This window comes from Streptomyces anulatus, assembly GCF_014650675.1.
GTDB classification, from domain to species: domain Bacteria; phylum Actinomycetota; class Actinomycetes; order Streptomycetales; family Streptomycetaceae; genus Streptomyces; species Streptomyces anulatus.
Map to the genome: position 1 here is coordinate 109,373 of NZ_BMVK01000004.1, position 19,576 is coordinate 128,948.

The following is a 19,576-nucleotide window of genomic DNA, read 5'->3' on the forward strand; positions in this document are numbered from 1 at the left end:
GGCGCCACGACCGGCCGCCCGGCGGGTCGTGGCGCCGGGGCCGGGTTCAGGACGGGACGTGGGCGTGCAGATAGGCGGCCGTCTCCCGGTCGGCGGGGAGGAACGTCTCGATGGCCAGCTCGGCCACCGTCACGTCCATCGGCGTGTTGAACGTCGCGATCGACGACACGAAGGACAGGACCCGGCCCCCGTGTTCGAGCAGCATCGGCAGCGCGAACGCGGCGGCGCGCTCCGGCCCCGTACCGTCGGACCCGGCGGCGCGGTCCGCGCCGCCCGCCCGTGCGGGGACCGGGTAGCCGGCCACCTCGTCGTACAGCGCACGCAGCTCCGGCGAGCGTACGAGGGCGATCTGGCGGTCCATCTGCGCCAGCAGGTCCGCCCGCCACTCCGGGAGATTCACGATGCGCGGGGCGAGCCCCTCCGGGTGGAGGGTGAGCCGCATGGCGTTCACCGGCGGGGTCAGCAGCTTCTCCGGCACCCCTTCCAGCAGCAGGGCGATCCCCCGATTGGCCGCCACCACCCCGTAGGTGCCGTCCACCACGAGCGCCGGATACGGCTCGTACGCCGTGAGCAGCCGGTCGATGCTCTCGCGGAGGGAGGCCATCGCGGGGTCGTCGAGCGGGGTCTGCGCGTAGCGGGGCGCGTAACCGGCGACCACCAGGAGGGCGTTGCGTTCACGGACCGGGACGTCCAGCTGTTCGGCCAGCCGCAGGACCATGTCCTCGCTGGGCCTGGCGCGGCCCGTCTCGATGAACGAGATGTGGCGGGCCGAGGAGTCCGCGCGCAGGGCCAGCTCCAACTGGCTGATACGCCGCTGTTCCCGCCAGTCCCGCAGCAGCGGCCCTACTCCCGTGTCGGGCAAGACAGTCGTCATGCCAAGACCGTAACGTCACCGGCGGGCCGGGGCCGGTACGGGCCGCCCCGGCCCGATGTTGACGCATGCTCCGATCCACCGAGACCCACGGGAGCCGTTCCATGAGCGCAGAACCGCTGTCGCCGACCGAGATCGACCGCCGGCTGGAGAGCCTGCCCGGCTGGGCGCTGGAAGGAGACCGGATCACCCGGACCTTCCGGCTGCCCTCCCACTTCGCCGCCGCCGCGCTGACGGTCCACATCGCGCGGATCCAGGACGAGCTGAACCATCACTCCGACCTGATGCTCGGGTACAACACGGTGGCCCTCTCCGTCCACACGCACGACGCGGGAGGCGCGGTCACCGAGAAGGACCTCGCGCTCGCCGCCCGGGTGGCGTCCGCCGCCCCGGCTCACGGAGCCGAGTAGTCCGGCGGCCCGAACCGCCCGCGGGGCCGCGCCGCGGCGGGCGGCCCGGAACCGCCCGGGCTCAGGCCACCGTGCCGAACCTCGGGTGCGCGCCGAGCCACCGCGCGTAGCTCGGGCTGCGCGACACCGCCTCCGCGTAGGCCGCGCGGGTCGCTCCTGCCACCGTCCTCGCCGCGGCGTCCGCGGCGGGGGAGTGCGGGTGCCAGCCCACCAGATGACGCCAGCTGAGCGGCGCGCCGGCCAGCGGTCTGGTCACCAGGCCGGGCGCCGGTGGGAACGTCGCCCGGCACAGCCCTATCGCCCGTCCCACCTGCACCAGATGGACGACGGAGGAGGTGTCCGTCTCGTACACCGACACCGGGGTGAAGCCCGACCGCGCGCAGGCCGCGGTGAAGCAGTCGGCGAAGCAGCCGTCGCCGGGCACGTCCGCCCAGCACTCGTCCGCGAGCGCGGCCAGGTCCAGCTCCGCCTCACCGGCCAGGGCGTGGCCCTCCGGCAGCATCACGAAGACCGGGTCCACCCCGACGACCTCCCAGACCAGCCGGTCCGCCAGCGGCGGCGGACTCTCGCCGCACGTCCCGATCAGCGCGAAGTCCAGCCGGCCGTCGATCACCAGCGAGGCGATCTCGGCCACCGACCACGAGGTGTACGTCGACACCGGCACCGACGGGTGCGCGGCGGCCATCCGGTCCACCAGACCGCCCAGCAGCGGACCGTGCGTGCCACCCAGCCGGAACCGGTCCAGCGACCCCGTGGCATTGGCGAACCGCACTGCTTCCGCCTGGAGTTCACTGACCGCCGGCAGCACCACCCGGGCCCGCTCCAACACCAGTTCGCCGAGCGGGGTGGCCCGCGCTCCGGTGTGGTCGCGGTCGAAGAGCACGCCGCCCAGGGCCTTTTCGATCCGCCGCAGCTGAGCGCTGAGGGCAGGCTGGGCAAGCCCCAGTGTGGCGGCGGCCTTGGTGAGGCTGCCCGTGTCGGCAATGGCACGGACCGTTCGCAGATGGCGCAACTCGAGCTCCATAAGGGCAAGTTATGGGCCCGAGGGCACCCCGGCAATATGTGTGCTCCGCCTACCGTTCGGTCGGTGTATGCGGGTTGTACTCCGCCGGGCCGGGCGGGCGGGGTACGGCGTTCCGGTTCAGCCGTGCCAGGCGCCGTCCCCGGCGGCCTCGCGGGCGAAGGCGGAGAAGTCCTTCGGCTCCCGTCCCAGGACCCGCTTCACATCGTCCGTCGTCGCCGTGTTGTGACCGTCCAGCAGCGTCGCGAACAGCTCGGCCAGGAATCCCGCCTCCGGTCCGGACACCCCGAACTCCTCCAGCAGCGACGCGTACACGGGTCCCGTCACCGGCACGTACCGCACCGGCCGGCCCGCCGCCCGGCCCAGCTCCCCGGCCGCCTCCGCGAACGTCAGGCTCCGGGGGCCCGTCAGCTCGTACACCGCCCCCGCGTGCCCGTCCCCGGTCAGCGCGGCCACCACCACGTCGGCCAGGTCGTCGAGGTCCAGGAACGGTTCCGCCGTCGTGCCCGCGGGGAACACCACCTCGCCGCCGAGCACGCCGTCCAGCAGCGCGCCCTCGTTGAAGTTCTGTGCGAAGAACGCCGACCGGACGACCGTGACCTCCACCGTCCCGGCGGCCCCGCGCAGCGCCTCCTCGGCGACGACCGCCCGCGGTTCGCCGCGCCCCGACAGCAGCACCACCCTGCGCACCCCGCACGCCTCGGCGGTCCGCCCGAAGGCGGCCATGGCCTCCGCCGCCCCGGGCGCCGCCAGGTCCGGGTAGTACGCCACATAGGCGGCCCGGGCCCCGCGCAGCGCCGCCGCCCAGCCCGATGCGTCCTGCCAGTCGAACGGCACCTCGCCGGTGCGTGAACCCGAGCGGACCGGCACCCCGAGGGCCGTCAGCCGCTCCACCACCCGGCGGCCGGTCTTGCCCGTGCCGCTCGTCACCAGAACCGTCCCCCCGGCCACTCCCGCTCCCCGCTCCGTCATCCGTCCCACGCCCCGTCCGCCGTCCTCGCCGTTGCTTTCGCCGTTGTCGTTGTCTCGTCGTGTGAACGCGTTCTCCGTCATGACTCCAGACTCCCGGGACCGCGACCGCCCGGACATGCTCCAAAGACTCAGGCGCCTACTTCTCCGTCCACGCGGTCACGCGGCAACGCGGCCAGTGCTGTGACCGGTGCTGTGACCGGGATGATTCACCGTGGTCGGGAGAGGGTTCACGGGACGAGCACGGTCCGCGAGGCGAGTGGTATTACTGGTGCATGCAGGAAGAGACCGCGCGGTCCGCGATCGACACGTTCATCTCCGCGTTCAACGCCTCGGACGACAGCTATGTGACTGCGCTGCTCTCCCAGGCCCTGACCTCGGACGTGGTCTTCTGGGGGCCGTTGGGCCGCAGTGAGGGGATCGAGGCGGTCGAGCGGTTCGTGCTGGACATCCGGCGCCACCCCGCGGGGACCGGCACGATGGTGCGCTGTTCGGCGGTGGACATGCCGGACGAGTGGGCCCGGTACCAGTGGGTCTTCACGACGCCGGACGGAGGCCCCCGCCTGGCGGGAACGGACGTCGTCCATCTGCGGCGGAGCCTCATCGACCAGGTCATCGTCTTCGCGGGGGAGATCGAGCCGTCCGCCTCCTGAGTCACCGCACAGCCAACCGCCACGACGACCAACCCGGCGACCCGTGCGGTCACAGCACTAGGCTGGCGGCCATGGACGCTCTCGCCGGACTCCTGGACGGACCGCGCGCCCGGGGCGCGTTTCTGCTCCGCATGGTGATGGAGCCGCCCTGGGCGGTACGGATCGAGGACCGGGCCCCGATCTGCCTCATGTCGGTCCGGCGCGGCACGGCCTTCATCGTCCCGTCCGGCGGAGGCGAACCGGTCCGGCTCGGCCCCGGGGACATCGCGGTGGCCCGCGGCCCCGATCCGTACACCGTCGCCGACGCACCCGGGACGACAGCCCACGCGCTCATCGGTCCCGGCGGCGTCTGCACCACGCTGCACGGCCGGCCGCTCTCCCAGGACATGGTGCTGAACGTACGGACGTGGGGGAACGCGGCCGGCGGCGCCACGGCGGTCCTGGTCGGCACCTATCTGCTGGACGGCGAGATCAGCCGCCGTCTGCTGGACGCCCTGCCCCCGCTGCTCACGGTCCCCGCCGACACGCGGACCCGGCCGCTGCTGGACCTGCTCGACGCGGAGATCGCCCAGGACGAGCCGGGCCAGCGCGTGGTCCTGGACCGACTGCTGGACCTGCTGCTCATCGCCGTGCTCCGCGCCTGGTTCGCCCGGCCCGGGGCCGACGCCCCCGGCTGGTACCGCGCGATGGGCGACCCGGTCGTGGGCGCGGCGCTGCGGCTGCTCCGCCACGACCCGGCGCACCCCTGGACCGTCGCCTCGCTCGCCGCCCGCGCCGGGGTGTCCCGGGCCGGTCTCGCCCGCCGGTTCACCGAGCTGGTCGGGGAGCCGCCGATGGCGTACCTGACCGGTTGGCGGCTCGACGTCGCGGCCGACCTGCTGCGCGAGAGCGACGCCACCGTGGAGGCCGTGGCCCGGAAGGTCGGCTACAGCACCCCCTTCGCCTTCAGCGCCGCGTTCAAGCGGGTCAGGGGCGTCAGCCCGCAGGAATACCGGGGCAGCCCGCCGGAGGACCACCTCGATTTGCCGGATCGGCAAAGAAGATTGCCGGGCGGTCCTTCTTCGGTGAGGCTGACCCCATGAGCAGCCACGCCGGCCACGGCCACCACGACGCGCCCGCACCCGCCACGCCCGTACACGCCCACGCGCATGCCCATGCCCATGCGCACGGACCGGGCGGCGATCCGGCGACGGACATCGACTGGGACGTCCTGGGCCCCCTGCTGGAGCAGGAGGCCGAACTCAACGCCGCACAGTATGAGGAGGCGGCCCGCTGGATCGCCGCCCTGCCCACCGTGCCGAAGGTCCGCCGGGTCCTGGACGTCGGCAGCGGCCCCGGCGTCGTCTCCTGCCTGCTGGCCGAGGTCTTCCCGGAGGCCGAGGTGGTGGCGGTGGACGCCACGCCCGCTCTCCTGGAGCGTGCGAAGAACCGCGCGCGACGTCTCGGAGTGATCGACCGCTTCCAGACCCTGGAGGCCGAACTGCCGGAGGACTTCGGCCGGTTGGGCGAGGCCGATCTGATCTGGGCGGGCAACTCCCTGCACCATCTGGGCGACCAGCGCGCCGCCCTGGCCGGCTTCGCCGGGCTCCTGCGGCCCGGCGGCACGGTCGCGCTCGTCGAGGGCGGCCTGCCCACCCGGCGACTGCCCCGCGACATCGGCATCGGACAGCCCGGCCTGGAGGCCCGTATGGGCGCGGCCGCCGCCACGCGCTTCGAGCACATGCGGTCCGAACTTCCGGGCGCGAAGCGGGAGACCGAGGACTGGAGTGCGCTCTTCACCGCTGTCGGCCTGGTCCCGCAGGGCACCCGGACCTTCCTCCTCGACCTGCCCGCCCCGCTCTCCCGTCCCGCCCGCGACCATGTCGTCGCGAGCATCACCCGCGAGCGGGAGGTGCTCGGCGAGCTGCTGACGGCCGAGGACAGCGCGGTACTGGACCGGCTGCTGGACCCCGAGGACCGCGAAGGTCTTCACCATCGCCCCGACGTCCACCTGCTCACCGCCCGCACGGTGCACCTGGGCCGACGGGACACGGCCTGAGGCATACGTCGGAGGTGGCGGCGGACGGCTGATCCGTCGAGGACGTCGGCGGCAGCGGTGTTGAGGCCGGCGGTGGGGCGGTCACGGGCATGGCGACCAGTACGGCACCCCCGCCGCCGGAAACCCACCGAGTTCTTCGAGTGACTACTGGGAGGGCCTGATCTCGATGAGCAGACCTTGTCCGCCTGCGGGTAGGTGAAATCTCTACCGCGTGGTCGGGGCCGCTCTCCGCGACCAGCGCGGTGGGGCCGGTCTGCTGCGACGCCCCGACGGGAATGTCCGAGTCCGCCGCGATCCACGCCGGGGCGCCGACCACGGTCGCGCCCGGAGCGTGCCGCGTGAGCCGCTTGTGCTGCGGTTCCGCGGGCATTCTGATGCATTCCTTCGTCGCATCCCCCACGTTCGTTGCTGACGACCGGATTCGCGTCACCGGGCTCGCATTAGGGTGCAGGGCAGCGATAACCGCAGCGCCCCTCCGCATGCCCCGACTCCTGCGGGAAATAGGCCCCTTGCTCTCGAAGTGAGAAGCCCCCTGCCCCGGCGACCGTCATCCGATTCCCCATATCAGCATGAAGCATGCTGCGGGTCGAGTGCGGGAAAGTCACGCAAAGCGCGCCAATCCGCGTTCATCATTCGTGATTTCCGCCACATCTTGTAAAGGTTGCACAGAATATTGTGAAGGACATGTGAATGCTGATTGATGGAGGAGCAAGGGAGTCGGGATTGCACTGAGTTGACGTAGCAGTTTCATTAATCGACACCTCCTGTATGAACAGTTGATATGGTCCGGCACGGCAACAAGCGTTGCCTGCCCGCTACTTCGCCTCCCTGGGCATTTCATCCCGCGCGGGCACGTCGGAATGCGCGCTGCCGGTGAGAATCGGCATGTCCTGTCAACAGCTCACACGAGGACGACTCTCTTATGCAGACAGTTTTCTGGAGCCGGCGCCGCGTGCTCGGTGCCCTCGCCGCCGCCACCGCCGTGGCCTCGACGCCCTCGATGCTCCTCACTCCGGTCGCCGTCGCGGCGGAGAGCGCGGCGGCGGACCCGGTGCCGCTGCCGGACACCGAGCGGGCGAAGGTGGTCAAGGCCTGGATATCCGGCGGTAGAGGCGCCAAATCCGCGGCCGCCGAAGCCCTCCTCGGCTCCGACAGCGAGATCCAGACCTTCCTGGCCCAAACGCTGCCGAACCAGACCGTGCAGGACAACCGCGTCGCCATCGTCAGCTGCCTGGACCGCGCGGGCAAGGGCCTGCGCCGTGAGGCGGTCGCCGCCCTCGACAACGGTGACGCCGCTATCGCGGAGTTCCTGAAGAACGGCTTCAAACCCGCCATCCTCGAAGACCTCCGGGTGGCCACCGCCATCGTGTCGGCCACCGGCGACAGGGCGGTCCAGCGGGAAGCCAACGACGCCCTGAACGCCGACACCCAGCCGGCCCTGACCGCGTTCCTCACCGACGCCCAGTACGACGCGCGCCTGGAGGACGCCCGGGTCCAGGTGACTGCCATGATGATGCAGGCCGGCCCGGAGGTGCAGAAGTACGCCGACCGTGCGCTCAGCGGCACCGCGTCCGACGTGGAGTGGTTCATCGAGACCGGGCAGCACATCGCCCGTGCCCGGGACCAGGAGTCGTCGAAGATCGAGGAACTCGTCGCCGTCGTCGAGCGGGAGGGCAAGCGCGCCGAGCGCCAGACGAACCTGGCCGTCGAGGCGTCCGAGCGCGCCCAGACCGCCGCGCTGAAGGCGAAGGAGGCGGCGGAGAAGGCCGCCTCCGAGGCAGCCGCGGCCAAGGATGACGTACAGAAGTCCGGGGCGGCGGCCCGCAAGGCGGCATCCGCAGCGAAGGGTGCGGCGGACGCCGCCCGTAACGCCATCAACGCCTCGAACGCCGCCGTGTCGGCGTCCCGCCGTGCCTCGTGGGCGGCCACCGGCGCCGCCCAGGCCGCCGCGAACGCGGGCAGCGCCGCGGCCCGTGCCTACCATGCCGCGATCGGCGCTTCCAAGGACGCGGGCAAGGCCTCCGCCGCCAAGGACGCGGCGGTCGCCGCCCGTAACGCCGCCGCCAAGGCGCGTACCGCGGCCAAGGCGGCCGACCAGGCCGCCATCGCCGGAAGCAAGGCCGCCTCCGCCGGTTCCGCCGCGGCCTCCGCCGCCCGCAACGCGGCCGCCGCCGCGAACGCCGCCGCCCAGGCCGGCGCGGCCGCGGGCGCCGCACAGTCGGAGGCCGCGGAAGCCAAGCGCCAGGCCGCCATCGCGTCCAGCGCCGCGAACCGGGCCACCAACGCCGCCTCGACCGCCCAGTCCCTCGCCACCACCGCTGCCGCGGCCGCCCGCACCGCCCGGGACGCCGCCAACTCCGCGGCGGACCACGCCGACAAGGCGGCGGCCGCCGCCGAGGAGGCCGTGAAGTACGCGGGCAAGGCCGTCGACTACGCCAACAGGTCGACCGCCAGCGCGGCGGCGGCGGTGCTGGCCGCGAACACGGCCACCAAGGCCGTCTCGGACGCCCTCCTGGTCGAGCAGAACGCCCGGAAGGCCGAGGCGGAGACCCTTGAGCAGGACAAGCTGCAGGCCATCGAGGAGGTCCGGCTGCTCGCCGAGATCGAGACGAAGGAGGTGGCCGCCTATCAGAACAAGGCGGCCCAGGCCCAGCAGACCGACCAGGCGACCAAGGACCTGATCACCAAGGCCGAGCAGGCCCTGGCGGCGAACGACATGGCCGCCGCGGCGGTCCAGGGGCGCAAGGCGGCCGTCGCCCTGCTCAACTCCAGGGGCGCCTGGACCCGGCAGGCGGCCCAGTTCGCCCTCTCCGGCAGCGACGACGACGTGTACGCCTGGATCGACCTCGACCGGGCCCTGGCCCAGGGACAGGACGACCGGGAGACCACGCTCCACGTGGCCACGGTCGCCGCCCCCAAGATCGCCGCAGCGGCCCAGGGCGCCCTGGAGAGCCCCGACTCCAAGGCCGTCGGCGACTTCCTCACCGGCGGCATGAAGCGGGCGTCCGACGAGGACAACCGGGTGGCGATCATCCGCATCCTGGGCTCGAACCCCGGCAGGTCCGTCACCATCGCGGCGAACAAGGCCCTCGACCTCAACACCACGGAAGCGTTTTCGAGATTCTTCGACCACGACTACCCCGAGGCCATCCGTGAGGACGACGCGGTCCGCACGCTCACACTGATGAACACCGGGGGTGCCTTCACCAAGGCGTACGCCGAGGTGGCCATGGAGGGGCCCACCTGGATGCGCCGGAACTTCGTCAACCTGGTGCAGTACCGGACGGCGCAGCTCGACCACGACACCGCCACCCATGTCGCCGCGATCCGCGGCGCCATCGCGGCCGCGGCGAAGATCGCCGAGAAGGCACAGGAGAACGCCGCCCTGGCATCGAAGGCCGGCGCCGAGGCCCGTAGCGCCGCCGCCGAGGCCAAGGTGTGGGCGGCCAAGGCACTCGACTCCGCGGCCAAGGCCGACGACTACGCCGCCGAGGCCCGGCGGAACGCGGACGCCGCCGACAAGTCCGCGGCCGACGCCAAGGCGTCCGCGAACACGGCGAGCACGGCGGCGGCGACCGCCCGTGGCGCCGCCCGCACCGCGAACTACTCGGCGAACAAGGCGATGGACTCCGCCCGCTCCGCCCTCAAGTCGTCCTACAGCGCCCAGTCTTCGGCCGCCAGCGCCCGTGCGTCCGCGATCGCGGCCGGCAAGGACGCGGCCACCGCGGCGGCTGCGGCCACCCAGGCCAGGCAGATCGCCGCGGCCAAGCGTGAGGCCGAGGTCAAGGCGGCCGCGAAGGCGGCTGCCGAGAAGGCCCGCCGCGAGCGGGAGGCCAAGACCGACCCGGCCGACTCGGGCACCAACGACCAGATCAACCCCAACGGCACCGGCGCGGACGCCGACGAATGGTGGAACGACGCCGGCTTCTACGCCGACGCGTTCAACGCGATCAGCGTCGGCGCCGGATTCCTGGCCGCGGGCTGCGCCCTCGCCTCCTTCGTGTTCCCCCCGGCGGCCGCGGCCGCCGGCTTCTTCGCCGCGGTCTCGACAGGCGCGAGCGGCCTCGGCACCCTCTTCACCGGCATCGAACACGGCTTCACCAGCGGCGAGTTCTTCGAATCCGCCATCGGTACCGGCCTGAGCCTGGTCACCTTCGGCCAGTCCAAGTGGATCGGCGCCGCGGACAAGGCACTCGGCGGCAAGCTCATCAAGCCCGTCGTCGGCAAGATCGCCGACGTCGGCGAGGACGTCGTGTCCGGGGCCACCAAGGTCCTGTCGTCCATCTTCTGACCCGCGTCGCGGCGCTCGGGGACCCGGCCCGCCCGAACGGGCCCGCACCGGGCCGGGACGATCCCGGCACCGGCGGGCCCGGCGGCCCGGCCGGTCCCCGTCGTACGTGAGCGACGCCTGTGCGGGCGCCCGGACCACGCCGGTCCGGGCGCCCCGCAAGCCCGGCGACCGCCCGCAGCCCGGGGCACCGTGCTGCCGGCGCCCCCTGTCCGTCACCCCGGCCGAAGCCGTCGGGGCGCCCACGACCGAACGAGAGGGATGACGATCATGCATGCGATACGACCCGGACGGCCCGGCCGAAGACGTGCCCGGTCGACCGTACTGGCCCTGGTGACCGTGGTGTCGCTGGGGCTCACCACGATGGGCATGAGTCCGGCGCCGCAGGACGCCGGGAAGAAGCCGCAGCGGGTGAGCGACGTCGCCGCCGGGGCCCCCGCCGCGCGCACGGCGCCCACCGCGCCCACCGAGACTTCGGCACTGCGCGTGAGGTCCGGGGAACACTGCGAGCCCACGCGGGCGGGATCGAAGGAACGCAGGGCGGGCGCCGTCGAGGCGTGTGTGAGTACGAGCACCGCCACCGCGACGCCGCGACAGGGGCGGGCCGCGGCCGCCGGCGTCGGCAGCTGCGACATCACCAACCCCGGCACCTACACCTACAAGCGTTTCGCCTACTGCGTGACCGGGCTGACCATCCTCTACGTCCTGCGCGACAGCAACGGCAAGGAGATCGGGAGCGGCACCCTGGAGGTCTCCGCCAGCGCGACCCTGCCCGCCGCGGGAACGGGCTGGAGCGAGCAGATCACCGCGACGATGACGCGTGCAAGCGGCGATGTCACCGCCCTCAACGCCAAGCTCCGCGCCTCCTGCACGGCAGGCTGCACGACGACGAAGACCTCTCCCTGGTACGGCGGCGACCTCACCCAGGGCAAGTCCGCCAGCGGCTCCGTCACCTACTCCTCGACCCCCGCCGCCAACACCGCCGCGGAGTTCACCACCTCGTACAAGATGTACGTGACCTCCCCGGGCGCCACACCCACCGACCCGAACGCCTCCTGGGACAACCCCCGCAGAATCCGCTGTGACGACGCCGTGCGGGACGTCACGGGCACCACTCCGTCCCCGGGCTGCGCCATCCCCACGGTCATGGCCGTCGTGCCGATGGGCGCGCAGGGTTCGGACCCGGGCGGCGCGGTGGCCGCCTATCAGTGGGCCCAGCAGAACCTCGCCGACGGCTGGGGGAAGAACAAGCCGTTGACCAGGGAGAAGAGCGGCACGGCCGGCCGCACGGGTCGCACCTGCGGCAGCGCGGGTACCCAGCCCTTCGATCCCAACACGGACCTCGTGGAGACCGACACCTGCGGCGAATTCCCCTTCGCGGAAGCCAAGGAGGGAGGAATCGACGGCGCACGGTGCGTCGAGGTGATCCCCAACGCCAGCAGCGGCGGATGGGACACCTACGTCCTCGGCGACAGCCGGGACATGGATCCCGCCGCTCCCTGCGTGCGCGCCCATGTCCCGGCCGTCGACAAGCAGTTCGCCGACGGAGAGCTCACCGCGGGATTCGCGAGTCAGCGGGTCATCGACGCCGACCAGTTCCAGGTGGAGTTCACCACGCCGGCCGATGTGCCGCAGGCCCCCTGCCTGGCGACCCCGCCGACCGGTTCGCTTCCCTCGGGTACCGGGTGGATCAAGAACACCACCGATCCGGTCGCCCATGTCAACAAGACCATCACCCCGATCGGCCCGGCCGGCACCCGGCCGGCCAAGGCACTGGCCTGTCTGGGGAAGACCCCCGGCAAGGGCAAGGAAGCCTCGGGGGACATCACCGGCTGGCGGGACGCGCAGAAGTTCAACGCGGACAACCCGCCGCTGACCAGCCAGGCCCGGTGCCACCTGATCGCGAACATCCTCGGCGGACCGGGAAGGGTCAGGGACGGCGGGCAGAACAACCTCGTCCCCTGCTGGCAGTCGGGAATGAACACCGGTACGCCCAGCATGCGAACCTACGAGTTCATGGCGCAGAGCGCCGTGAAGGAGAGCAGCTTCGGGGTGAACGACGCGATCTTCTACCAGGTGACGCCCGTCTTCCGGGACGTCACCAGCACGATTCCGGTGGGAGTCACGATGACCGCTAGCATCGAGCGGGCGAACGGTACGACCGAGGCGCTGTTCCCCAACGTCTACGTGCCCAACACCAAGGCGGACACCGGGCAGCTCAACCTCGGAAACTGATCTCACCCAGTCCGTGCCAACGGGAGCCAGTATGCGTCGCACCACCCCGCCGCGGCCGTTCGACGTCGCAGCGGTCTTTCCCGGACTGGCCTCCCTGGCACGCCCGGCGACCCGGCTGCATCCACGCCCCGGGTCGCCGACGCCGCACGACAGCTCGGTCGGCGGGCCGCTCCTCTGGCCCGCCGACGAGCCCTGGCCGCACTGCGAAGGACCGCACACAGGGGACCGGACGAACACGGCCCTCTCGCCCGACGACGAGCGGCTGCACCGGCGTATCCGGGCCGCGGTGGCGAACCGGCCCTCCGGGCCCACGCCCGAGGAGCTGGCCGCCGAGGAGCGGATCAAGGCGGGCCGCCCGTGGCCCGAGGGCCCGGTCGCCCTGCTGCCCGTGGCCCAGCTGTACGTCCGTGACGTCCCCCTGCTGCGCCCGCCGGGGCAGTCCGGTGCCGATCTGCTCCAGGTCCTCTGGTGCCCCTTCGACCACCCGGAACACCCTGCGACCGCAGTGTTCTGGCGCTCCGCCGCGACGGTCACCGACCTCCTCGCCGTGCCGCCCGAGCCGCCGGCGATCCAGTTCTCCACCTACCTGCCGCAGCCGTGCCGGCTCGCACCGGAGCAGGTCACCGAATACCCCCACTATCTGGAGCTGAGCGGGGAACTGCGGGAGCAACTGGGCGACTGGAGCAGCTGGCAGGCGGCCGGGCAGGCGCTGGACACCTCCTACGAGGTCGCCCCGGAGGAGCTCTACATGGACATGTTGTCCATCTCCCCGGGCTGGAAGGCCGGCGGCTGGACCCGTTGGGGTCTCACCGATCCCACGCCCCGCACCTGTTCCGCCTGCGGTGCGGAGGCGGTCCCGCTGCTGACGATCGCCACCACCGAATGGGACGCCGACGGGGACTGGGAACCCGAGGAGGACCAGGCGGATCCCGTCCCGGTCCTCCCCGGCGACCCGCCGGCGAACTTCACCATGATCGACCTCGCCCGAGGCTACGACCTGCAGCTCCACGTCTGCCCGGTGTCTCCGGACCATCCGCACATCGAGCTGATCCAGTGAGGATCAGCTGACAGGCGTCGCCCGCGGCACCGGCTCCAACCGCCACCACTGAAAAGGGGAGTCGGTGTCCTCCCACTGCTGAACCGTGCCCCCTGCCTCGGTGGAGCGCTCGGCGACCTCCATGACGAGGCCGCTGATGAAGCTCACCAGCGTCACCGTCCCGGGCGCCTCCGGGTGCTGCTCGATCAGCCACTCCTGGGCGCCGAAGTTGTTGGCCTTCCACTGCTGGATCCGGGTGCCGTTCGCCGTGTCGGCGTTCGCCACGTCCAGCCGCTTCCCGCTGTGCTCGTTGACCAGGTGGAAGAGGGCTGCGCCCTCGTGCACCGGGGCGAGCCGCCACACCTGCGCGGCCGTCCCGTCGTCCTCGCCCTGCTGGACCCGGGCCCCGCTGCCCCTGGCCGCGCCGTACACCTCCAGCACCAGCTTGCTGCCGACGTTGCGCAGGCGGTACGGACCCGCCTCGACGACGGGCGCGAGTTCGCCGCTCATGTTCCCTGTCTCCCCGGTTCGACGTGTGTGACTGCCGCCGGCGCACCGGCTGACGACGGCGCCCCCACCGGGATCACGGTGGGGGCGCCGTCGGCCGGACGCTCAGGCGCCGACGTTGAACTCCGCCGGGTCGGGGCCGAGCCGCTTGCCCTCGTCCAGGGCCGCGAAGGCGGCGAGGTCGTCGGCGTCCAGCTCGAAGCCGAACACATCGAGGTTCTCCTTGATCCGCGAGGGCGTCACGGACTTCGGGATCACGATGTTGCCGGTCTGCAGATGCCAGCGCAGCACCGCCTGGGCGGGCGTACGGCCGTGCTTCTGGGCGATGGCGACGACCGTCGGCACCTCCAGCAGGCCCTTGCCCTGGCCCAGCGGCGACCACGCCTCGGTGGCGATGCCGTGTTCGGCGTGGAAGGCGCGGGACTCGGCCTGCTGGAGCTGCGGGTGCAGCTCGATCTGGTTGACGGCCGGGACCACGGAGGTCTCGGCGAGCAGCCGCTTCAGGTGCTCGGGGTGGAAGTTCGACACGCCGATGGCCTTCGCGCGGCCGTCGGCGAGGATCTTCTCGAACGCCTTGTACGTGTCGGTGTACGCGTCCTTCGCCGGGACCGGCCAGTGGATCAGGTACAGGTCGACGTAGTCCAGGCCGAGCTTGTCCAGCGAGGCGTCGAAGGCGCGCAGGGTGCTGTCGTGGCCCTGCTCGCTGTTCCACAGCTTCGTGGTGACGAAGAGCTCGTCGCGGGCGACGCCGGAGGCGGCGATGGCCTTGCCGGTGCCGGTCTCGTTCTCGTAGATCGCGGCGGTGTCGATGCTCCGGTACCCGGTCTCGATGGCCGTGGCGACCGCCTTCTCCGCCTCGTCGTCCGGCACCTGCCAGACACCGAAACCGAGCTGCGGCATGTCGAGGCCGTTGTTGAGGGTGATGGAGGGGACCTGGCTCACGAGCGGTCGATCCTTACGTCGTCGGTTGATAACTCCCCACGACAACGACCGGGCGGGCCCAGTCATTCCCGCCCCGGGCGTCCCGCCGGACCGGCCGCCCGTCCCGCCGCCGGGTCAGTGGTACAGCGCGTCGACCTCGACCGCGTACGCCGCCTCGATCGCCTTGCGCTTCAGCTTCAGCGAGGGCGTCAGCAGGCCCAGCTCCTCGGTGAACGGATGGGCCAGGATCCGGAACGTACGGATCGACTCGGCCTGGGACACCGCCGTGTTGGCGGCCACCACCGCCCGGCGGACCTCCATCTCCAGGTCCGGGTCCCGCACCAGGTCGGCCGGGCCCAGCGGGGTGCGGCCCTGCATCGACAGCCAGTGGTCCACGGACTCCTGGTCGACGGTGACGAGCGCCGCGATGTACGGGCGGTCGTTGCCGACGACGATGCACTGCGCCACCAGCGGATGCGCCCGTACGCGTTCCTCCAGACCGGCCGGGGACACGCTCTTGCCGCCGGACGTCACCAGGATCTCCTTCTTCCGCCCGGTGATCGTCAGATAGCCGTCCTCGTCCAGCGCACCGAGGTCCCCCGTGGCGAGCCAGCCGTCCTGCAGCACCGTCCGGGTGGCCCCGGGGTTGCCCAGATAGCCGGAGAACACGTTCGGCCCGTGCACCCACACCTCGCCGTCGTCCGCGATGTGCACCGACGTCCCCGGGATCGGCTGCCCGACCGTCCCGTACCGGGTGCGCTCGGGAGGGTTCGCCGTCGCCGCAGCGGTCGACTCGGTCAGCCCGTACCCCTCGAAGACGCTCACCCCGGCGCCCGCGAAGAACAGCCCGAGCCGGCGGTCCATGCCCGAGCCGCCCGACATCGCGTGCCGCACCCGGCCGCCCATCGCGTCGCGGACCTTCTTGTAGACGACCTTGTCGAAGAACTGGTGCTGCATCCGCAGCCCGGCGGAGGGACCGGGACCGTCCCCGAACGCCTTCTGCTCCATGGCTTCGGCGTACTTCACCGCGATGTCGACGGCCTTGTCGAACGGCCCGTGCCTGCCCTCCGCCTCGGCCCTGCGCCGGGCCCCGTTGAACACCTTCTCGAAGATGTACGGCACCGCCAGGATGAACGTCGGCCGGAACGTCACCAGGTCCGGCATCAGCGCGTTCGCGGACAGCTCCGGCTGATGGCCGAGCTTGACCCGGCCCCGGACCGCGGCGATCTCGACCATCCGCCCGAAGACATGGGCCAGCGGCAGGAAGAGGAGGGTGGCCGCCTCGTCGCCGGGCTTGGAGTGGAACACCGGCTCCCAGCGCGTGACCATCGTGTCGCTCTCGAACATGAAGCTCGCGTGGGTGATCACGCACCCCTTGGGGCGGCCCGTCGTCCCCGAGGTGTAGATGATGGTCGCCACGGAGTCGGGCGTCACCGCGCGCCGGTGCCGCTGCACCACCTCGTCGTCGATATCCGAACCCGCCCCGAACAGCTCGTCCACCGCGCCGGCGTCCAGCTGCCACAGCCGCTTCAGGTGCGGCAGCCGGTCGATCACCGAGCCGACGGTCATCGCGTGGTCCTCGTGCTCGACCATCACCGCCACCACCTCGGCGTCGTGCAGCATCCACAGGACCTGCTCGGCGGAGGAGGTCGGGTAGATCGGCACCGACTGGGCCCCGACGGTCCAGAGCGCGAAGTCGAAGAGCGTCCACTCGTAGCGCGTACGGGACATCAGCGCGACCCGGTCGCCGAACCGCACCCCGTGCGCGATCAGTCCTTTGGCCAGGGCCAGCACCTGATCGCGGAACTCCCCGGAGGTCACATCACGCCACTGGCCACCGGCGTCCTTGCGGCCGAGCGCGACGTGGTGCGGATCGTCCTCCGCGTAGTCGAAGACCACATCGGCGAGACCGCCGACCTGAGGTGCCGCCGGCATGGGTGGGACAGTGAAATCGCGCAATGACATGCTCCTCGTGGCGCTCCGCACAGCGCCGCGACGCTACCCCAAGCGGGGGCCCGGCGGGAGGGGCCCGGACCCTCCGCGCTCCCTGTCGTCCGCCCAGGTCAACCGTCGAAATCCGGCCAGATGGGCAAGGCTCGGGCGTTCGGCCGGTCCAGTTCTGACTGAGGGGTAAGCGGCTCGCGCCGGAATCTCCACCGAATCCGACCGCTGCGAGCACTGCCGGTCCGCGGAGCGGCTAGGTCCTGTCGTCAAACTGCCGTCGTCGCCCGGAGGGCGGCCCTGCGGGGTCAGGTGCGTGCTCTCGGTGTGCCGGGTGCAGGTCCTCGTACTGGACGTACTCGGGCCTGTGTCCGGTGCGGCGAGAGCGCGTGCATGGCGCCGCGGGGCAGGCGGCAGTTTGACGACAGGACCTACGGCCCTTCCCCGCCGCCGGTCCCGCGGTGCAGCCGGTCGCCGCCCGCCAGGATCGCCGAGGCCAACGCGTCGGCCGCCTCCTGGGCCGCGCCCCGGCGGTTCCCGTGCAGCAGGACGAAGTCGACGTCGCCGAGCTCCGGCAGCCCTGCCCTGGCCGGAACCGGCGCCAGCCCCGGCGGGACCATCCCCCGGGAGTGCGCCATCACCCCCAGGCCCGCCCGTGCCGCCGCGACCAGACCGCTCAGGCTCGTACTCGTACAGGCGATCCGCCAGGCCCGCCCGTGTTCCTCCAGCACCTCCAGGGCGCGGGCCCGGGTGATGGCCGGTGGCGGGAAGACGACCAGCGGCACGGGACGCTCCGGATCGACGCGCAGCTGCGGAGCGCCGATCCACTCCAGCGCGTCCCGCCACATCAGCTCGCCGTGGGTGTCACCGGTCCGCCGCTTGGCCAGCACCAGATCCAGCCGGCCCGCCGCGAGCTGCCGGTGCAGCGTCCCGGACAGTTCCACGGTGAGCTGGAGCTCGACCTCCGGATGGTCACGGCGGAAGGACTCCAGGATCTCGGGGAGCCGGGTCAGCACGAAGTCCTCGGAGGCCCCGAACCGCAGCCGGCCGCGCAACCGGGTGCCCGCGAAGAACGCCGCGGCCCGCTCGTGCGCCGACAGGATCGACCGGGCGAAGCCGAGCATCGCCTCGCCGTCCTCGGTGAGGTCGACGCGATGGGTGTCCCGGGCGAACAACTGCCGCCCGGCCGCCCCCTCCAGCCGCCGCACGTGCTGGCTGACCGTGGACTGGCGGATCCCGAGCCTGCGCGCGGCCTGGGTGAAGCTCAGCGTCTGGGCCACGGCGAGGAAGGTGCGCAGTTGGGCGGGGTCGTACGTGGCGTCCATGGGGCCACGCTATCGGGATACGTGATGACAGTCAGAGCGGTATGCGTGATTCCCGATGGGGAGGCGCGGGAGCAGGATGGATGCCGACACGGCCCGCTGCCCGCTGCCCGAACGCGGAGCCGCACCACGCAGGACCGCATGACGTAGGACCGCACGACGCAAGCCGCACGACGCAAGCCGCACTACGCAGGACCGCACGACGTAAGGCCGGGCCGCGCCGAGCGGCGGTACGCGACGCCGTCCGCCCGGCGCGGCCCGCCGACCCCTGGAGACCCCGACAGATGACCCGCCGCATCCCGAGACCGCCGTCCTGGCTGCCGGTCGACACCTACATCCTGGCGCTGGCCGCGACCGTGGCCCTCGCGGCGCTGCTGCCCGCCCGCGGAACCGCCGCCGATGTGGCGGGCGCGGCCTCCACCGGCGCGGTCTCCCTGCTGTTCTTCCTCTACGGGGCGCGGCTCTCCACGGCCGAGGCGCTCGACGGACTCAAGCACTGGCGCCTCCACCTCACCGTCCTGGCCTGCACCTTCGTCCTCTTCCCGCTGCTGGGGCTGGCGAGCGCCGGGCTGGTGCCGTACGTGCTGACGCCCGAGCTCCAGGCGGGCTTCCTCTTCCTGTGCCTGGTCCCCTCGACGATCCAGTCGTCCATCGCCTTCACCTCGATCGCCCGGGGCAACGTGCCCGCCGCGATCTGTGCCGGGTCCTTCTCCAGCCTCGCCGGGATCCTTGTCACCCCGCTGCTCGCCGCCCTGCTCCTCGGATCGACCGGGGGCGGGTTCTCGGCGGACTCCCTGCTGAAGATCGTGCTCCAACTGCTCGTCCCGTTCCTCGCCGGGCAACTGCTGCGCCGCTGGGTCGGCGGTTTCCTCGCCCGGCACAAGAAGGTTCTCGGCCTGGTCGACCGGGGATCGATCCTGCTCGTCGTCTACACCGCGTTCAGCGACGGGATGGTCGCCGGCGTCTGGCGCCAGGTCACCCCGGCCCGGCTCGGCGCGCTGCTCGCCGCCGAGGGGGTCCTGCTGGCGCTGATGCTCACCCTGAGCTGGTACGGGGCACGGCGGCTCGGGTTCGGCCGGGCGGACCGGATCGCCATCCAGTTCGCCGGGTCGAAGAAGAGCCTGGCGGCCGGGCTGCCGATGGCGAGCGTGATCTTCGGGGCGCACGCGAGCCTGGCGGTGCTGCCGCTGATGCTCTTCCACCAGATGCAGCTGATGGTCTGCGCGGTGATCGCCAAACGCCGCTCCCGCGATCCCGAGGCGCCCCGGGACCCGGCGGATTCCGCTTCCGGGGCGTTGTCGGACCCACCGGTTACGGTGAGCCGGTAGCCGGTAGCCGGTAGCCGGTAGCCGACAGCGAGGAAG

At 72.1% G+C, this 19,576-nt stretch carries 15 protein-coding genes; 8 read left to right on the forward strand and 7 right to left on the reverse strand.

Annotation, left to right across the window (positions count from 1 at the left end; genetic code table 11):
* Positions 1 to 46: 46 nt before the first annotated feature.
* The gene (locus IE272_RS12160; protein WP_190006838.1) at positions 47 to 874 is read right to left on the reverse strand and encodes a helix-turn-helix domain-containing protein; all 828 of its coding nucleotides are present in this window, start codon (positions 872 to 874) and stop codon (positions 47 to 49) included.
* Between the two features lie 101 nt (positions 875 to 975).
* On the opposite strand from IE272_RS12160, the gene IE272_RS12165 reads away from it, so the two are divergent.
* Complete coding sequence (locus IE272_RS12165; RefSeq protein ID WP_190006839.1) at positions 976 to 1,281, forward strand: 4a-hydroxytetrahydrobiopterin dehydratase; 306 nt, start codon at positions 976 to 978, stop codon at positions 1,279 to 1,281.
* A 61-nt stretch (positions 1,282 to 1,342) separates the two neighbouring features.
* Here IE272_RS12165 and IE272_RS12170 read toward each other — a convergent pair whose 3' ends face one another.
* Both IE272_RS12170 and IE272_RS12175 read right to left on the reverse strand, forming a co-directional pair.
* Complete coding sequence (locus IE272_RS12170; protein WP_056705876.1) at positions 1,343 to 2,305, reverse strand: LysR family transcriptional regulator; 963 nt, start codon at positions 2,303 to 2,305, stop codon at positions 1,343 to 1,345.
* Between the two features lie 117 nt (positions 2,306 to 2,422).
* Complete coding sequence (locus IE272_RS12175) at positions 2,423 to 3,355, reverse strand: Rossmann-fold NAD(P)-binding domain-containing protein (protein ID WP_050359124.1); 933 nt, start codon at positions 3,353 to 3,355, stop codon at positions 2,423 to 2,425.
* Between the two features lie 191 nt (positions 3,356 to 3,546).
* Between IE272_RS12175 and IE272_RS12180 the strand changes: the two genes are divergently transcribed.
* The 6 genes from IE272_RS12180 to IE272_RS12205 all read left to right on the forward strand — a co-directional run bounded on the left by IE272_RS12180 (position 3,547) and on the right by IE272_RS12205 (position 13,542).
* On the forward strand, positions 3,547 to 3,924 hold the full coding sequence (locus tag IE272_RS12180; protein WP_024757633.1) for a nuclear transport factor 2 family protein: 378 nt from the start codon (positions 3,547 to 3,549) through the stop codon (positions 3,922 to 3,924).
* A 71-nt stretch (positions 3,925 to 3,995) separates the two neighbouring features.
* Positions 3,996 to 5,006, forward strand: a complete 1,011-nt coding sequence (locus IE272_RS12185) for an AraC family transcriptional regulator (protein WP_057666798.1) — start codon at positions 3,996 to 3,998, stop codon at positions 5,004 to 5,006.
* On the forward strand, positions 5,003 to 5,962 hold the full coding sequence (locus tag IE272_RS12190; RefSeq protein WP_190006840.1) for a class I SAM-dependent methyltransferase: 960 nt from the start codon (positions 5,003 to 5,005) through the stop codon (positions 5,960 to 5,962). Before IE272_RS12185 ends, IE272_RS12190 begins: the two co-directional genes overlap by 4 nt.
* A 922-nt stretch (positions 5,963 to 6,884) precedes the next feature.
* Positions 6,885 to 10,253 (forward strand): ALF repeat-containing protein, encoded by a 3,369-nt coding sequence (locus IE272_RS12195; protein WP_190006841.1) that lies wholly within the window; start codon positions 6,885 to 6,887, stop codon positions 10,251 to 10,253.
* Positions 10,254 to 10,520: 267 nt separating this feature from the next.
* The gene (locus IE272_RS12200) at positions 10,521 to 12,485 is read left to right on the forward strand and encodes a DNA/RNA non-specific endonuclease (RefSeq protein ID WP_179890805.1); all 1,965 of its coding nucleotides are present in this window, start codon (positions 10,521 to 10,523) and stop codon (positions 12,483 to 12,485) included.
* Positions 12,486 to 12,516: 31 nt separating this feature from the next.
* The gene (locus IE272_RS12205; RefSeq protein ID WP_190006842.1) at positions 12,517 to 13,542 is read left to right on the forward strand and encodes a hypothetical protein; all 1,026 of its coding nucleotides are present in this window, start codon (positions 12,517 to 12,519) and stop codon (positions 13,540 to 13,542) included.
* A 3-nt stretch (positions 13,543 to 13,545) separates the two neighbouring features.
* Here IE272_RS12205 and IE272_RS12210 read toward each other — a convergent pair whose 3' ends face one another.
* From IE272_RS12210 to IE272_RS12225, 4 genes are all read right to left on the reverse strand, one after another.
* Complete coding sequence (locus IE272_RS12210; RefSeq protein WP_057666804.1) at positions 13,546 to 14,031, reverse strand: RICIN domain-containing protein; 486 nt, start codon at positions 14,029 to 14,031, stop codon at positions 13,546 to 13,548.
* 102 nt (positions 14,032 to 14,133) lie between these two features.
* Positions 14,134 to 14,970, reverse strand: coding sequence for an aldo/keto reductase (locus IE272_RS12215; protein WP_057666806.1), 837 nt, complete (start codon positions 14,968 to 14,970; stop codon positions 14,134 to 14,136).
* A 114-nt stretch (positions 14,971 to 15,084) separates the two neighbouring features.
* Positions 15,085 to 16,884 carry an AMP-dependent synthetase/ligase gene (locus tag IE272_RS12220; RefSeq protein WP_190006843.1) on the reverse strand — a complete coding sequence of 600 codons (1,800 nt, stop codon included), beginning with the start codon at positions 16,882 to 16,884 and terminating at the stop codon, positions 15,085 to 15,087.
* Positions 16,885 to 17,321: 437 nt separating this feature from the next.
* Positions 17,322 to 18,215 carry a LysR substrate-binding domain-containing protein gene (locus IE272_RS12225; protein ID WP_056705863.1) on the reverse strand — a complete coding sequence of 298 codons (894 nt, stop codon included), beginning with the start codon at positions 18,213 to 18,215 and terminating at the stop codon, positions 17,322 to 17,324.
* A 281-nt stretch (positions 18,216 to 18,496) separates the two neighbouring features.
* Between IE272_RS12225 and IE272_RS12230 the strand changes: the two genes are divergently transcribed.
* A complete protein-coding gene (locus IE272_RS12230) occupies positions 18,497 to 19,540 on the forward strand; it encodes a bile acid:sodium symporter family protein (RefSeq protein WP_190006844.1) in 1,044 nt (347 codons plus the stop codon).
* Positions 19,541 to 19,576: the final 36 nt, after the last annotated feature.

What these genes read in the sequence shown, in the direction of transcription:
- IE272_RS12160 (WP_190006838.1), bottom strand. Translation starts at nt 874, where the DNA reads ATGACGACTGTCTTGCCCGACACGGGAGTAGGGCCGCTGCTGCGGGAC.
- IE272_RS12165 (WP_190006839.1), top strand. Translation starts at nt 976, where the DNA reads ATGAGCGCAGAACCGCTGTCGCCGACCGAGATCGACCGCCGGCTGGAG.
- IE272_RS12170 (WP_056705876.1), bottom strand. Translation starts at nt 2,305, where the DNA reads ATGGAGCTCGAGTTGCGCCATCTGCGAACGGTCCGTGCCATTGCCGAC.
- IE272_RS12175 (WP_050359124.1), bottom strand. Translation starts at nt 3,355, where the DNA reads ATGACGGAGAACGCGTTCACACGACGAGACAACGACAACGGCGAAAGC.
- IE272_RS12180 (WP_024757633.1), top strand. Translation starts at nt 3,547, where the DNA reads ATGCAGGAAGAGACCGCGCGGTCCGCGATCGACACGTTCATCTCCGCG.
- IE272_RS12185 (WP_057666798.1), top strand. Translation starts at nt 3,996, where the DNA reads ATGGACGCTCTCGCCGGACTCCTGGACGGACCGCGCGCCCGGGGCGCG.
- IE272_RS12190 (WP_190006840.1), top strand. Translation starts at nt 5,003, where the DNA reads ATGAGCAGCCACGCCGGCCACGGCCACCACGACGCGCCCGCACCCGCC.
- IE272_RS12195 (WP_190006841.1), top strand. Translation starts at nt 6,885, where the DNA reads ATGCAGACAGTTTTCTGGAGCCGGCGCCGCGTGCTCGGTGCCCTCGCC.
- IE272_RS12200 (WP_179890805.1), top strand. Translation starts at nt 10,521, where the DNA reads ATGCATGCGATACGACCCGGACGGCCCGGCCGAAGACGTGCCCGGTCG.
- IE272_RS12205 (WP_190006842.1), top strand. Translation starts at nt 12,517, where the DNA reads ATGCGTCGCACCACCCCGCCGCGGCCGTTCGACGTCGCAGCGGTCTTT.
- IE272_RS12210 (WP_057666804.1), bottom strand. Translation starts at nt 14,031, where the DNA reads ATGAGCGGCGAACTCGCGCCCGTCGTCGAGGCGGGTCCGTACCGCCTG.
- IE272_RS12220 (WP_190006843.1), bottom strand. Translation starts at nt 16,884, where the DNA reads ATGCCGGCGGCACCTCAGGTCGGCGGTCTCGCCGATGTGGTCTTCGAC.
- IE272_RS12225 (WP_056705863.1), bottom strand. Translation starts at nt 18,215, where the DNA reads ATGGACGCCACGTACGACCCCGCCCAACTGCGCACCTTCCTCGCCGTG.
- IE272_RS12230 (WP_190006844.1), top strand. Translation starts at nt 18,497, where the DNA reads ATGACCCGCCGCATCCCGAGACCGCCGTCCTGGCTGCCGGTCGACACC.